The organism is Actinorhabdospora filicis (genome assembly GCF_030269765.1).
GTDB lineage: Bacteria > Actinomycetota > Actinomycetes > Mycobacteriales > Micromonosporaceae > Actinorhabdospora > Actinorhabdospora filicis.
The window spans coordinates 2,069,667-2,082,510 of sequence record NZ_BSTX01000001.1; the positions used below are offsets into that span (position 1 = coordinate 2,069,667).

The 12,844-nt window shown below is 71.6% G+C and carries 14 protein-coding genes; 8 read left to right on the plus strand and 6 right to left on the minus strand.

Going from position 1 to position 12,844, the window contains the following annotated elements; all coding sequences use genetic code 11:
• Positions 1–57 precede the first annotated feature (57 nt).
• The 8 genes from QSK10_RS09685 to QSK10_RS09720 all read left to right on the plus strand — a co-directional run bounded on the left by QSK10_RS09685 (position 58) and on the right by QSK10_RS09720 (position 7,906).
• The gene (locus tag QSK10_RS09685; RefSeq protein WP_285662288.1) at positions 58–2,214 is read left to right on the plus strand and encodes a (Fe-S)-binding protein; all 2,157 of its coding nucleotides are present in this window, start codon (positions 58–60) and stop codon (positions 2,212–2,214) included.
• A 107-nt stretch (positions 2,215–2,321) separates the two neighbouring features.
• Positions 2,322–2,789, plus strand: a complete 468-nt coding sequence (locus tag QSK10_RS09690; protein ID WP_285662289.1) for a hypothetical protein — start codon at positions 2,322–2,324, stop codon at positions 2,787–2,789.
• A 66-nt stretch (positions 2,790–2,855) separates the two neighbouring features.
• Positions 2,856–4,151, plus strand: coding sequence for a hemolysin family protein (locus QSK10_RS09695; RefSeq protein ID WP_285662290.1), 1,296 nt, complete (start codon positions 2,856–2,858; stop codon positions 4,149–4,151).
• Entirely contained in the window at positions 4,142–5,134 is a 993-nt protein-coding gene (locus tag QSK10_RS09700; RefSeq protein ID WP_285662291.1) for a hemolysin family protein, read from the plus strand. Before QSK10_RS09695 ends, QSK10_RS09700 begins: the two co-directional genes overlap by 10 nt.
• Positions 5,135–5,440: 306 nt before the next feature.
• On the plus strand, positions 5,441–5,569 hold the full coding sequence (locus QSK10_RS09705; RefSeq protein WP_285662292.1) for a hypothetical protein: 129 nt from the start codon (positions 5,441–5,443) through the stop codon (positions 5,567–5,569).
• Between the two features lie 106 nt (positions 5,570–5,675).
• Positions 5,676–6,077, plus strand: a complete 402-nt coding sequence (locus QSK10_RS09710) for a hypothetical protein (protein WP_285662293.1) — start codon at positions 5,676–5,678, stop codon at positions 6,075–6,077.
• Between the two features lie 244 nt (positions 6,078–6,321).
• Positions 6,322–7,581, plus strand: coding sequence for a glycosyltransferase 87 family protein (locus QSK10_RS09715; RefSeq protein WP_285662294.1), 1,260 nt, complete (start codon positions 6,322–6,324; stop codon positions 7,579–7,581).
• Positions 7,535–7,906, plus strand: a complete 372-nt coding sequence (locus QSK10_RS09720) for a TFIIB-type zinc ribbon-containing protein (protein WP_285662295.1) — start codon at positions 7,535–7,537, stop codon at positions 7,904–7,906. Before QSK10_RS09715 ends, QSK10_RS09720 begins: the two co-directional genes overlap by 47 nt.
• Before the next feature lie 937 nt (positions 7,907–8,843).
• Here QSK10_RS09720 and QSK10_RS09725 read toward each other — a convergent pair.
• The 6 genes from QSK10_RS09725 to QSK10_RS09750 all read right to left on the minus strand — a co-directional run bounded on the left by QSK10_RS09725 (position 8,844) and on the right by QSK10_RS09750 (position 12,822).
• A complete protein-coding gene (locus tag QSK10_RS09725; protein WP_285662296.1) occupies positions 8,844–9,791 on the minus strand; it encodes a substrate-binding domain-containing protein in 948 nt (315 codons plus the stop codon).
• 4 nt (positions 9,792–9,795) lie between these two features.
• On the minus strand, positions 9,796–10,119 hold the full coding sequence (locus tag QSK10_RS09730; RefSeq protein ID WP_285662297.1) for an ArsR/SmtB family transcription factor: 324 nt from the start codon (positions 10,117–10,119) through the stop codon (positions 9,796–9,798).
• 195 nt (positions 10,120–10,314) lie between these two features.
• Entirely contained in the window at positions 10,315–10,839 is a 525-nt protein-coding gene (pyrE, locus tag QSK10_RS09735) for an orotate phosphoribosyltransferase (RefSeq protein ID WP_285662298.1), read from the minus strand.
• A 23-nt stretch (positions 10,840–10,862) separates the two neighbouring features.
• Complete coding sequence (locus tag QSK10_RS09740; RefSeq protein ID WP_285662299.1) at positions 10,863–11,657, minus strand: SDR family NAD(P)-dependent oxidoreductase; 795 nt, start codon at positions 11,655–11,657, stop codon at positions 10,863–10,865.
• 5 nt (positions 11,658–11,662) lie between these two features.
• Positions 11,663–12,235, minus strand: coding sequence for a hypothetical protein (locus QSK10_RS09745; protein WP_285662300.1), 573 nt, complete (start codon positions 12,233–12,235; stop codon positions 11,663–11,665).
• A gap of 26 nt (positions 12,236–12,261) precedes the next feature.
• Positions 12,262–12,822: a hypothetical protein gene (locus tag QSK10_RS09750; protein WP_285662301.1), complete on the minus strand. Its 561-nt coding sequence runs from the start codon at positions 12,820–12,822 to the stop codon at positions 12,262–12,264.
• Positions 12,823–12,844: the final 22 nt, after the last annotated feature.

Genomic DNA, 12,844 nt, shown 5'->3' on the forward strand with positions numbered 1-12,844 from the left:
CCGAGGCTACCGATGAGTAACATGTGTGAGACCTGAACCTCACCGAGGAGGACCCGAATGGACGCCCTGAACGTCGTGGCGCTCGCGATCGTGGCGGTGGTGACCGCGGCGGCCGTCGCGATGGTGGTCCGCACCGCGCGGCGCATGATCACCGTGATCCGCCTGGGCGCCTCGGACTCCACGCGCACCGACCGCGCCGGGCAGCGCGTCAAGACGCTGCTCAAGGAGACCCTCGGGCACACCCGGATGCTCCAGTGGAGCGTGGTCGGCGCCGCCCACTGGTTCGTGTTCATCGCCTTCGGCGCGCTGCTGCCGAGCCTGGTCGAGGCCTACCTCCAGACGATCGACCCCGAGTGGTCCATCCCCTGGTTCTCGCACTGGCCGGTGTGGACGCTCGGCTCGGAGCTCATCGCCATCACGATGCTCCTGGGCATCCTGACGCTCATCGTGATCCGCCAGCTGAACCTGCCGTCCCGACGCGCCAAGTCGCGCTTCGAGGGCTCCCGCATGGGGCGGGCGTACTACGTCGAGATCACCATCGTGTGCATCGGCGTCTTCGAGTTCCTGCTGCGCGCGCTGGTCATCGCCGAAGGCGCCGACATCCCCGCCTGGGCCTCCCCCATCGGCTACGGCCTGTCGAAGGTCTTCACCGCCGGGGACGGCGTGCTGACCGCGATCACGATCGCCGCCGTCGTCAAGATCCTCATCTCGATGGCCTGGTTCATGGTCATCGCCCGCAACATCACCATGGGCGTCGCCTGGCACCGCTTCACCGCCTTCTTCAACATCTACTTCAAGCGCAACCCCGAAGGCGTCGCCCTGGGCGCGCTCAAACCGATGACGGTCAACGGCGAGAAGCTCGACTTCGAGACCGCCGACCCCGAGAAGGACCCCTTCGGCGTCGGCCAGGTCGAGCAGTTCACCTGGAAGGGCCTGCTCGACTTCAGCACCTGCACCGAATGCGGCCGCTGCCAGTCGCAGTGCCCGGCCTGGAACACCGACAAGCCGCTGTCGCCGAAGCTGCTGATGATGAACCTGCGCGACCACGCCTACGCCAAGGCGCCCTACCTGCTGGCCGGCGGCCGCAAGGACGCCATGGGCGAGGAGACCGCCACCGAGGACCAGCTCGCCGGCGTCAACGTCCTCGCCCTGGCCGAGGCCAACCGCCCGCTGGTCGGGCCGCTGGCCGACGGCGGCGTCATCGACCCCGACGTCCTGTGGTCCTGCACCACCTGCGGCGCCTGCGTCGAGCAGTGCCCGGTCGACATCGAGCACGTCGACCACATCATCGACATGCGCCGCCACCAGGTCATGATCGAGTCGGCCTTCCCCGCCGAGGCCGGGACGATGCTGCGCAACCTGGAGACCAAGGGCAACCCCTGGGGCGCCAACCCCAGCACCCGCGAGGACTGGACCAAGGGCCTGGACTTCGAGGTCCCCCGCGCCGAAGGCCCCTCCGACGAGTGGGACTACCTGTTCTGGGTCGGCTGCGCCGGCGCCTTCGACGACCGCGCCAAGAAGACCACCCGCGCGGTGGCCACGCTCCTCCACGAGGCCGGCGTCAAGTTCGCCATCCTCGGCAACGGCGAGGGCTGCACCGGCGACCCCGCCCGCCGCATGGGCAACGAGTTCCTGTTCTCCATGCTCGCCGAGGCCAACGTGGAGACCCTGAACGAGCTCGGCCTGCACGAGTCGAAGAAGACCAAGATCGTGGCCACGTGCCCGCACTGCCTCAACTCCCTCGGCAACGAGTACGCGCAGATGGGCGGCGACTACACCGTCGTCCACCACACCCAGCTCCTCGCCCAGCTCGTCGCCGACGGCCAGCTCACCCCCGTGTCCAAGGTCGACGGCGGCCTCACCTACCACGACCCCTGCTACCTCGGCCGCCACAACCGCGTCTTCACCCCGCCGCGCGAGGTCCTCGGCGCGGTCGCCGAAGGCGGCCTCACCGAGATGCCGCGCAACTCCGAGCGGTCCTTCTGCTGCGGCGCCGGCGGCGCGCGCATGTGGATGGAGGAGACCATCGGCACGCGCATCAACATCAACCGCACCGAAGAGGCCCTCGACACCGGCGCGCGGACGATCGCCGTCGGGTGCCCGTTCTGCGCCACCATGCTCGGCGACGGCGTCAACGCCAAGAACGAAGGCGAGCGCGTCGAGGTCGTCGACGTCGCCCAGGTGCTCCTGCGCAGCGTGCGGGGCACCGACTAGAACCACCCGGACGGCCCGCCCCGCACCCGGGGGCGGGCCGTCCGCACACCCACGGATGCCTCCCCGGCCCTTCCGAAGTCGCGCCGATGTCAGTAACCTTCCGCTCTGTGGCTGACGCGGCTAAGAAACCGTTCTGGCGCACCCGCAAAGGGATGCTGCTCATCGCCGGGGCGATCATCGTCGCGGTCATCGTGGCCAAGGCGAAGGAGGAACCCTTCCCGCCCAAGCCCGACTGCTCCAAGGTCTCCCTGGTCGCCGCCGACTCGCGCGTGCGCATCGGGCAGGACCTGTTCTTCGTCGTCCTCGGCCCCGACGACGGCCGCAAGTACACCGTCACCCTGGGCGTCGACGAGCTGACGCGCGGCACGCCGTCCTCGATGGTCATCGACAAGGCCGAGGACAAAGCCGAGGACAAGGCCGTCATCCTCGCCGACAATCTGACGATCACCGGGTGCCTGCGCCCGCAGCAGGTCACCATGGAACTGCCCTTCGGCGAGTACACGATCCGCCTGTGGGACACGACCGACGCCGAGCCCAAGAAGGTCGCCGAGCTCGTCGTCAACAGTGACGGTTAGACTCCGGCCCGTGAGGTGGTCTGAATAGACGACGTCTGGCTAACCGCCGTTCCCCTGCTGGTCTTCGTGCTGCTCACGGCGGGGAACGCGTTCTTCGTGGCCGCCGAGTACGCCCTCGTCACCGTCGACCGGCCCACCGTGGAGGCCGCCGCCGAGGCCGGGGACCGCCGCGCCAAGTCCGTCTCGGCCGCGCTGCGCCGCCTGTCCTTCCAGCTGTCCGGCGCGCAACTCGGCATCACCATCACCGCCCTGCTCACCGGCTACCTCGCGCAGCCGGCCATCGCGCGCATCGTCGAACCCGCCCTGGGCTTCCTCGGCTCCGCCGCGCCCGGCGTGGCCACCGCCTGCGCGATCGTCATCGCGATGCTCGTGTCCACCGTCTTCGGCGAGCTCGTGCCCAAGAACGCCGCGCTCGCCCGGTCCATGCCCCTCGCGCGCGCCACCGCCGGTCCGCTGCGGGTGTTCTCCACGATCTTCGGGTGGCTCATCGCCATCCTCAACGGGAGCGCCAACTGGCTCGTGCGGCGCATGGGCATCGAGCCGCAGGAAGAACTGGCCACCGCGCGCAGCCGCCAGGAACTGGGGCTCCTCGCGGTCAACTCCGGGCAGGCCGGGACCCTGTCGCCGGACATGGCGCGCCTGCTGCGCCGCAGCGTCCGCTTCAACGAGAAACGCGCCGCCGAGGCCATGACACCCCGCGTGGACGTCGAGGGGCTGCCCGTGGAGGCCACCGTCGCCGACCTGTTCGCCGCCGTCGCCGGGACAGGGCACTCCCGCTTCCCCGTCTACGCCGACGACATCGACACCGTCGTCGGCATCGTCAGCGTCAACGACGCCCTCGGCGTCGCGCCGGACCTGCGGGCGTCCACACTGGTCCGCTCCGTGGCCCGCGAACCCGTGTTCGTGCCCGAGCACCTCGACCTCGACTCCCTCCTCGCGCGGCTGCGCGAGTCCGGCGACGACATCGCCGTCGTCGTCGACGAGTACGGCGGCACCGACGGCGTGGTCACCATCGAGGACCTCGTCGAGGAACTCGTCGGAGAGATCTCCGACGAGCACGACTTCGACGAACACGACGTCATCGACGCCGATGCCTACCTCGCCGCCACCAGCGAGCCCTTCGAGGTGGACGGCGTCCTGCGCGCCGACGAACTCGCCGAGCAGACCGGCTTCGAGATGCCCGACGGCCCCTACGAGACCCTCGCCGGGTTCATCATGTCGCTGCTCGGGCACATCCCAGTCGCCGGCGAGGTCTGCGACTACGAGGGCTGGGAGTTCCACGTGGTCGAAGTCGACCGCCACCGCATCGAACGGGTCGTCGTCGTCCCGCCGCCCGCCGAGGAGGACGGCGCGTGGGACTAGTCGTCACCCTCGTCCTGCTCATCGGGAACGCGTTCTTCGTGGGCGCCGAATTCGCGCTCATCGCCTCCCGGCCCACCACCCTGGAACCCGAGGCGGAGTCCTCCCGGCGCGTCCGGTGGGCCCTGTCGGCGATGGGGCAACTGCCCACCATGATCGCCGGCGTCCAGCTCGGCATCACCATCTGCACCCTCGGGCTCGGCGCGGTCGCCGAACCCGCCATCGCCCACCTCCTCGAACCCATCGCGGAATGGGCGGGCCTGCCCGAACGCATGGTCCACCCCGTCGCGCTGATCGTCGCGCTCACCTTCGTCACCTACATGCACACCGTGTTCGGCGAGATGGTGCCGAAGAACCTCGCGCTCGCCGGGCCCGAGAAGTCCGTGGTCTGGCTCGGACCGCCCATGCTCGCCTTCTGCGCCGCCACCAAACCGCTGCTGGTGGCGATGAAGGCGATCTCGGCGTGGATCCTGCGCCGCTTCGGCATCGAGGCCACCGAATCGGTGAAGAGCACCTACACCGTCGACGAGTTCGCCGGGCTCATCTCCGAATCCCAGGCCGAAGGGCTCCTGGAGGACGCCGACCACGCCCGCCTCTCCGGCGCCCTCGCCCTCGGGCGCAGCACCGCCGGCGAGGCGATGCGGCCCTGGGCGTCGGTCGTCACCGTCACCGACGACCTCACCAACGGCGACCTGGAGGCCCTCGCCTACCGCAACGACATGTCCCGCTTCCCCGTCGTCGCCCGGCAAGGACGCCGCGTGCGCGGCTTCGTCCACATCAAGGACGTCATCGGCGCCGACCGCGACGCCCGCATCGCCGACGGCGTCATCCGGCCCCTGCCGGTGGTGGCGCGCGACCGGATGCTGGGGGACCTGCTGCCGCAGATGCGGCGGGCGGCGGTGCACATCGTCCTGGTGGCCGAGGCGGGGGCGCCGCTGGGGATCGTGACGCTGGACGACGTGCTGGAGGCGCTGGTGGGGAGGTAGGGGTGAGCCCGGCGGCACTGTTGGCTGGTCTGACCCCGGCTACCGGTTCGGCGTTCCGACTCCGGCTACCCGGTTCGGCGCTCCGACTCCGGCTGCCCAGTTCGGCGTTCTGACTCCGTCGACTCTGTTTACTGCTCTGACTCCGTCAGCTCTGTTCGCCGTCCCGACCCCGGCTGCCCGGTTCGGCGTTCTGACTCCGTCAACTCTGTTTGCTGTTCCGACTCCGTCGGAAAGACGACACAAATCGGGTTCCTTCGATACATTAGGGGGGACCAGCACGTACCGGACTTCCGAAGGGGAGACGGAATGTGGAGCGGACGTGTATGGGCGATCATCGCCGCGGTGGCGTTGCTGGTGGCGGGAGTGGTGACCTTCTTCGCCATGCCCGCCGATGCCGCGGAACGAAGCCCTGAACAGACCTGGCAGACGAAGTGACGACAGGCCCCGGCCAGCGCCGGGGCCGCTTACTTTGCCGGGCCTAAGTACCCTTCAGTGGACGGACCGCCCCGGTCTGGAGTTTCACCGCAGGGAATGGGAGAACATGAACCGCTTCACGCGCCGGACTATGACGATCGCGGCGGCGGGGGTCATCGCCCTCTCCGCGCTGACCGCCTGTGGCGCGGCGGAACAGGCGATGGACTGCGCCAACCTCGTCTCCGTCGTCGAAGGAGCCGCCGGAGCCATCGGCGGAGACCCCTCCAGCGTCAAGGCCCAGAGCGACAAGCTCCGCGAACAGGCCAACGGCATCGGCGACGCCGACCTCGCATCGGCCGTCAACACGCTCGCCGACTCCCTGGACCGCCTGGCGACCCTCCAGGACAAGAGCATCAACAACCCGACGTCGCTGACCTCGCAGGAGATGAGCGAACTCTCCGCGCTCCCCGGCAAGATCACCGACCAGGTCGGCACCATCAGCGGAAAGTGCACCGACGTCACCAGCTGACCGACCGGCACACCCGACGCCCGGCGGCCGCCGGGCGCGCATGACGGACGAGCCCCCGCCCCGGCGGGGGCTTTGTCATCCGCCCGAGAGCCGCGTCCCGGCGTCCCGCGTCCCCCACAAGTCCCACCCGTCACACCTCTCGCGTCCCCCTCCAGTTCCACCGCGACCGCCCGGACCTCACCCCCGGGTACCCCGCCCTCACCCACTTCCGGCGCACTGGCCCCCGGTTGGGAGACTGGCGGGCGTGTGGAGACTCGAAGCCCGGCGCGGACTGACCGTCGACCTGATCCTCTACGGCGTTTCGGCCGCTTTCGCCGGATACACCGCCGTCTTCTCGACGCTGCCCGCGCACCGGCTCTGGGGATCCATCGCCGTCGGCGGTTATCTCCCGGCCGCGCTGGTGACCGCGCTGCTGCTCACGCGGCCGGTGATCGCGCTGAGCAGCCGCGTCATGATCCTGGTGGGCACGTTCACCGCGACCACGGTGTTCCCGCTGCTCGCCGAGGCGATCGCACGGGCGGGAGGCACCGCCGGGCGGGCGCAGGAGGAAGTCGCGGTGGTCGAGCAGTCGGGCGTCCGGTTGCTCGAACACGGGACGCCGTACCTGGACCGGGACGCGATCGCCGCGCTCCCCGACCCGCTGCTCGGGTACAACCCGTACCAGCCGGGCATGTCCGTTTTCGGGCTGCCGCGCGCGGTCTTCGGCGGCGGGTGGCTCACCGACGCGCGGGTCTGGTTCGCGGTGGTGACCGTCGGCGCGGTGCTGCTGGCGCTGCGCCTGCTGCGGCGGGACGGGGCGTCGGTCTCGTCGCTGATCCGGGCCGCGCAGGCGGTCACCGTGCTGCCGGTGTGCGCGCTGACGCTGGCCACGGGCGGCGACGACCTGCCGGTCCTCGCGCTGAGCCTGCTCGCGCTGGCGCTGTGCGCGTCCGGGCGGTGGACGTGGGGAGCGGTCGCGGTGGGCGCGGCGGCGGCCATGAAGCTGTTCGCGTGGCCGGTGCTGGTCGTGCTGGCGGTCTGGGCGATCACGAACCGCAAGTGGCGGGTGTTCATCCCCGTGGCGGTAGTGATCCCCGTCGCGGTCATGATCCCGGCGCTGCTGGTGGACCCGTCGGCGATGGCGGAGAACCTCATCGCGTTCCCGACCGGTCACGGACTGGTCGCCTCGCCCGCCGCCAGCCCCTTCCCGGGGCACCTGATCGCCGAGAACGTGCCCGGCGGACGGGCGATCGCGCTGGTCCTGCTCGTGCTGAGCGCCCTCGCGCTGGGTGTGTGGGTGCTGCGGAAACCGCCGCGCGACATGGCGCGGGCCGCGATCGTCATCGCCACCGGACTGCTCGCCGCGATCCTCCTCATGCCCGCCACCCGCTTCGGATACCTGCTGTACCCGGCGGCTTTCGCGGTGTGGGCGCTCCCGGCGAGATCCATTCTCGGCGCGGACCGGGTACCGTCGTGGGATGGAGATGACCTGCCCCAAGTGCCACGGCCGGATGCGCCAGTTTGAGCGCAGTGGCGTCCACATCGACCAATGCACCGAGTGCCGTGGGATCTTCCTGGACCGTGGCGAGCTCGAACACCTCATCGACGCGGAGAACCGCCTGAACGCGCCTCCGCCGCCCCGCCCCGCCGCTTCGCCGGCTCCCCCGCCGCCGCCCGCCGCGCCGTACCCGCCGCAGTACGCCCCGGCTCCGCCGCCGCCCCACGCCGCTCCTTACGGCGGTTACGGGCACGGCCAGCCGCACTACAAGCACGGCCACGCCCACTACAAGCACGGGCACTACGGCCACGGGTACAAGCGCAAGAGCATCTTCCGCGAGCTCTTCGACTAGATCGACGGACGCGAGGTACGGCCGGCCGCCGTGACCGAGGCAGTTGACGAGAGGCCCCCGCTCCGGCGGGGGCCTTTTCGTAGGCGGACGCGGACGCACGAGAACTACGACGGCGTGCGGCCGGACGCGGGTGGCGGCTGACACCGGGTCGGCCCGGCGCGACCCACGCGCGGATGACCGGCTGGCACGCCCGGGCCCGACCCACACCCACACCCACAAGGCTCTCGGCCCCGGAGGTCTCGACCGTGGCGCACCGGGCCGGGACCGGGCGCGGCGAGCACGACGGCCGCCCGAGGCGGCATCGATCGAGCCGGAGCCGACTCGCGGGAACACGCACGTGCCGCTCTGAACCGGCCCGCGCACGCGGGCAAAGACCGTCGGGCGATCGTGGCCCGGGCGAGTTCACGGGAACTCGCCACGGATGCGGCGTGCCGGGAGGTCCCGGCTCCGCGTGATGGCGGGGGCCCGCCATGGGCTGAAGCCCGCGCGGGCGGGAACCCGCTCGATTCCAGCGGCGCGACCTCACCGGTGGCCGGGCCGCCGAGTGGGCCGAAGCTCACCCGGTCGGGAACCCACTCGATCATGACCGGGGGGCGCGCCGGTGTGCCGGGATCGCACGGCACCCGGTGACGATGCCCATCGACCCACCGGGCGGCCCAAGGGCATGTCTTTCAGGCCCTCTGCCTGCATGTAAGGCCGATCGCCGACACGGCCCCAGGCCAGGTCGGCCGCGTCGGCGTGTGCGGCCGGGGTGCCCGGATGTGCTCCCGCCACGTGACGGCCCGGCATGAGCACGACGCACGGGAGCCGCGCGAAGATGCCCCCGGCCGGGGTCGAGCGGCCACCCCGAAGACCGTGCCATTCCCGGCGCGACTCCCCCGTGCGCTGAACTCAACCGGTCAAGCCACCGCGCCCGGCCCCCGAAAACCCCCGGGGATCACGCACCCCCCAGAACTCCCACCACCGCTCCCCGGGTCAGCACCGGCCGGTACTCGTCCGGCGGCTGGAGCCCCATCTCCGCCAGGCACGCCAGTCCTTCGGCCCCGCTGAGCGCGGTCAGGAACTTCTCCGCCGCGCGGCTCAGCCGCGCCGAGAGGTCGGCGCGCATCGCGTACGGGTAGTCGAAGCCGGTGATCGCCGGGCGGGTCTCCACCAGCACGCGGGGGCGTTCGGGGTGCGCGCGGTTGTGGGCGGCCAGTTCCAGGGCCGACATGGGGACGGCGTCGGCCGAGGCCAGCGCGGTGTCGAGGGCGGCGAAGGTCCCCACGCCCTTGTCGACGCCGGCGTTGCCGAAGGCGGCGAGGGCGGCCAGGGACGCGGCGTCGGCGCGGGGGTCGACCGCGCCCACCGAGAGGTCGGCGGGGTTCCAGGCGTCGAGGGCGATGGGCGTGGCGGCATTGGCCACCGACAGGCCCACGGGGTCGTAGGCCGCCGACGGCTGGTAGGGCGCGAGGATGGGCCCGGCGGCGTCGGAGGCGTCCTCCACGCGCAGGGTCCAGGCCCGGGACTCGGGTATCCACACGTGCGGCATCGCCGCCATGCCGACGGGGACGGAGCCCACGTCGAGGTCACGGCCTCGGGACGCGGCGAGCGTGCGCGCCACGGCGGCCGACGGCGCCTCGGTGATCGAGACGCGGACGCAGTCGGAGTGGACGCGCAGGACGCCGCGCGGCAGCTCGGCGGCGATGTCGCGCAGTGCGGGGACGATGGCGGGGGCGGCGGCTATCTCCAGGGTCAGCTCGCCGGTGCAGTCGCGGGCGTGATGCAGGACGATCCGCAGGGCGACGACCGTTAACGGGACGAGCAGCGCCAGCAGCGCGACCCCGATGAGGGTGCGCCTGGTGCTTCGTCCCAGCCTCGGGGGCCGGCGGTGGCGGATCGCCATGGCCTCACCTGCTTCGGGGTGCGGGGGCGGCGCGGCGGTGGCGCTGCTTGGGCGGGGTGATGGAACCGGCGATGATGGTGAGGGCCTCCGGGACGAGCCGGAAGTAGGCCCACACGCCGCGCTTGTCGCGCTCCAGCAGCCCGGCGTCGGTGAGGATGCGCAGGTGGTGGCTGATCGTCGGCTGGGACAGGCCCAGTGGCTCGGTGAGCTCGCAGACGCACGCCTCACCCGCCGGCGACGACTGGATGAGACTTATCAGGCGCAGCCGGTTGGCGTCTGCGAGGGCTTTCAGCACCGAGGCCAGCCTCTCCGCCTCGGTCTGCTCCATCGGTTCCCCGTCGAGGGGCGATGTGGAGTACGAAGTATCGACGATCGCGCGTGGCACGGGTGGTTCCTTTCACCATCTCTGTGATCGCGTCAGGGCCTCCCCGGCAGGTCGACCGGGGAGTACTGACGGCAAAGGGCCCATATGAACGTGTTCGGGATTGGGTGTAGATCGCAGAGGGGTGGTGCGGAGGTGGTGCTAGAGGCCGAGGTCGGCCAGGGTGTAGGCGGCGCGGTAGGGGAGTCCGGCGGCCTCGACGGCGGCGCGCGCGCCGCGGTCGACGATGACGGCGACGCCGACGACCTCGGCACCCGCCTCACGGAGTGCTTCGACGGCGGTGAGGACGCTGCCGCCGGTGGTGGAGGTGTCCTCGACGGCCAGGACGCGGCGTCCGGCCACGTCGGGGCCCTCGACGCGGCGCTGGAGGCCGTGGGCCTTCTCGCTCTTGCGGACGACGAAGGCGTCCAGGTCCTTCTTGCTCTGGTGCAGCATCGCCGCCGCGACGGGATCGGCGCCGAGGGTGAGACCGCCGACGGCGTCGTGGTCCCAGTCGGCGGTGAGCTCGTTCATGACCGCGCCGACCAGCGGGGCGGCGGCGTGGTGCAGGGTGACCCGGCGGAGGTCGACGTAGTAATCGGCCTCAAGGCCACTGGACAGCACCACGCGACCCCGCACCACGGCGAGGTCTGAGATGAGGGTGCGCAGCTGGTCGCGCTCTGACATGCCTGTCAGGGTACGTGGCGTGGTCAGTCGATTCCGCCGCGCCCCGACCGCTTCTGCAGCTTGGCGGCGAGACGATAGAGCACCGGCCTCGGCAGGTGTCTGACCACTTCGGACACCACGCGGTACTTCGCGCTCGGGACCGACACCAGCTTCGCGCGGTGCAGGTCGACCAGGGAGGCGGCGACGACGGCGTCGGCGTCGAGCCACAGGCCGTCCGGGATGCCACCGGTCTCGATGCCGGCGCGGCGGTGGAACTCGGTGCGGACGAAGCCGGGGCACAGGGCCATGACGCGCACGCCGGTTCCCTTCAGCGCCACCCCGATCGACTCGGAGAAGTTGGTCACCCACGCCTTCGACGCGTTGTACGTCGAGCCCGGCGCGATCGGCCCGAACCCGGCCACCGAGGACACGTTCACCACCGCGCCCCAGCCTCTGTCCAACATGGACGGCACGGCGGCCCTGGTCAGGCGCAGGACGGAGCGGACGTTGAGGCGCAGCTGGCGTTCCTCGTCGTCGACCTCGGAGCCGAAGAAGCCGCGCGCCAGGCCCATCCCGGCGTTGTTGACCAGGAAGTCGACGCCCTTGCGCAGGCGTTCCTCGACGCGGGCGCAGCCGTCGGCGTCGGTCAGGTCGGCCGGGAGGACCTCCACCTCGGCCCCGTAGGTCTCGTGCAGGGTCTCGGCGGTCTCTGCCAGCCGCTCGGCGTCGCGGGCCACCAGGATCAGGTCGTATCCGTCGGCGGCCAGCCGGCGGGCGAAGGCCGCGCCGAGCCCGGCGGTCGCGCCGGTGATGAGGGCGGTGCGTGGATTGGCGTACATGCCCTTCACTCTGCCACTCCCGAAGCCGGGCGAACCCCCTCGGGGCGCTGGAAGAACGCCGAGGACGCCGGTAGCGCCAGCAGCACGATGATCGCCGCGTAGGCGGCGAACCCCAGCCCCTGGACCACCATGTTCGCCCCCGACCACCAGCCGGGCGTGGCCGCGTCCAGGGCGCGCTGGACGTCGTCGCGCGCCAGCGGGTCGTCCCCGTACCCGCGCGGCCGCCCCGAGCCCATCAGCCCGCACGCGCCGCACAGGGCCAGCAGGCCCGCCACACCCCACGTCCAGTTGCGCGCCCAGCGGCGCCCCCGCGAGTACCAGCGCGCCAGCATCGCGAACACGCCCGAGAACACCAGCCACACCACGACCAGGCCGTAGGCGGCCACCCGGGTCCCGTCGACGACGGCCTCGCGCTGCTCGCCCTCGTACTGGCCGGGCAGCACCTTGAGCAGCTCGACCGTGGTCAGCACGCTCAGGACCGCGCCCACCACGGCCAGCGCCAGGGTGGCGTACTGGATGAGCGCGGCCGCGCGCACGGTGCGGGGCGGGGCGAGCGACACGGACACTTCGGTCTGCATCGCCCCAAACTAGATGATCGCGGTCGTCACCGGGCCGGATACCACCGGTTGCGCGACGCGTCCCTGAGGGCGGCGAACCACCGCGCGCCCGCACCGGTCGCCAGCAGGATGAGGGCCGTCGCGCAGGCCGCGGCCAGCACCATGGTCAGGAGTCCGTAGACGACGGGGACGGTGTCGGCGTAGTCGAGGCCGATGTAGAGGGCGAACGCGGCGTTCAGCAGGTTGATCACACCGGCGGTCCCGGCCAGCCCGACGGCCGCGCCGCGGACGCGGTGGTCGCCTTTGACGACGAACACGGCCAGGACGCCCAGGGCGAGCTGGCTCAGCGGGCCGAGGCACCCGACGATCCCGCTGAACGAGGCGCCGTTGAAGCCATGGCCGCCGATCAGGCGGAAGAGGTCGGCGCCCAGCATCAGCAGCCCCACGAACCCGGCGGTGAACATCAGGACCGCGGCGGTCAGGACCGCCGGTGGCCGCGGCGGCACCGGGACGGCCTGCGGCTGCGGGACGGCGTAGCCCGGCGGGTACTGCTGGTAGGGCGGATAGGGCGGCTGACCGCCCGGCTGCTGCGGCGGGTGGTACGTCATGGGCACTCCCGGGTCGGGGGAT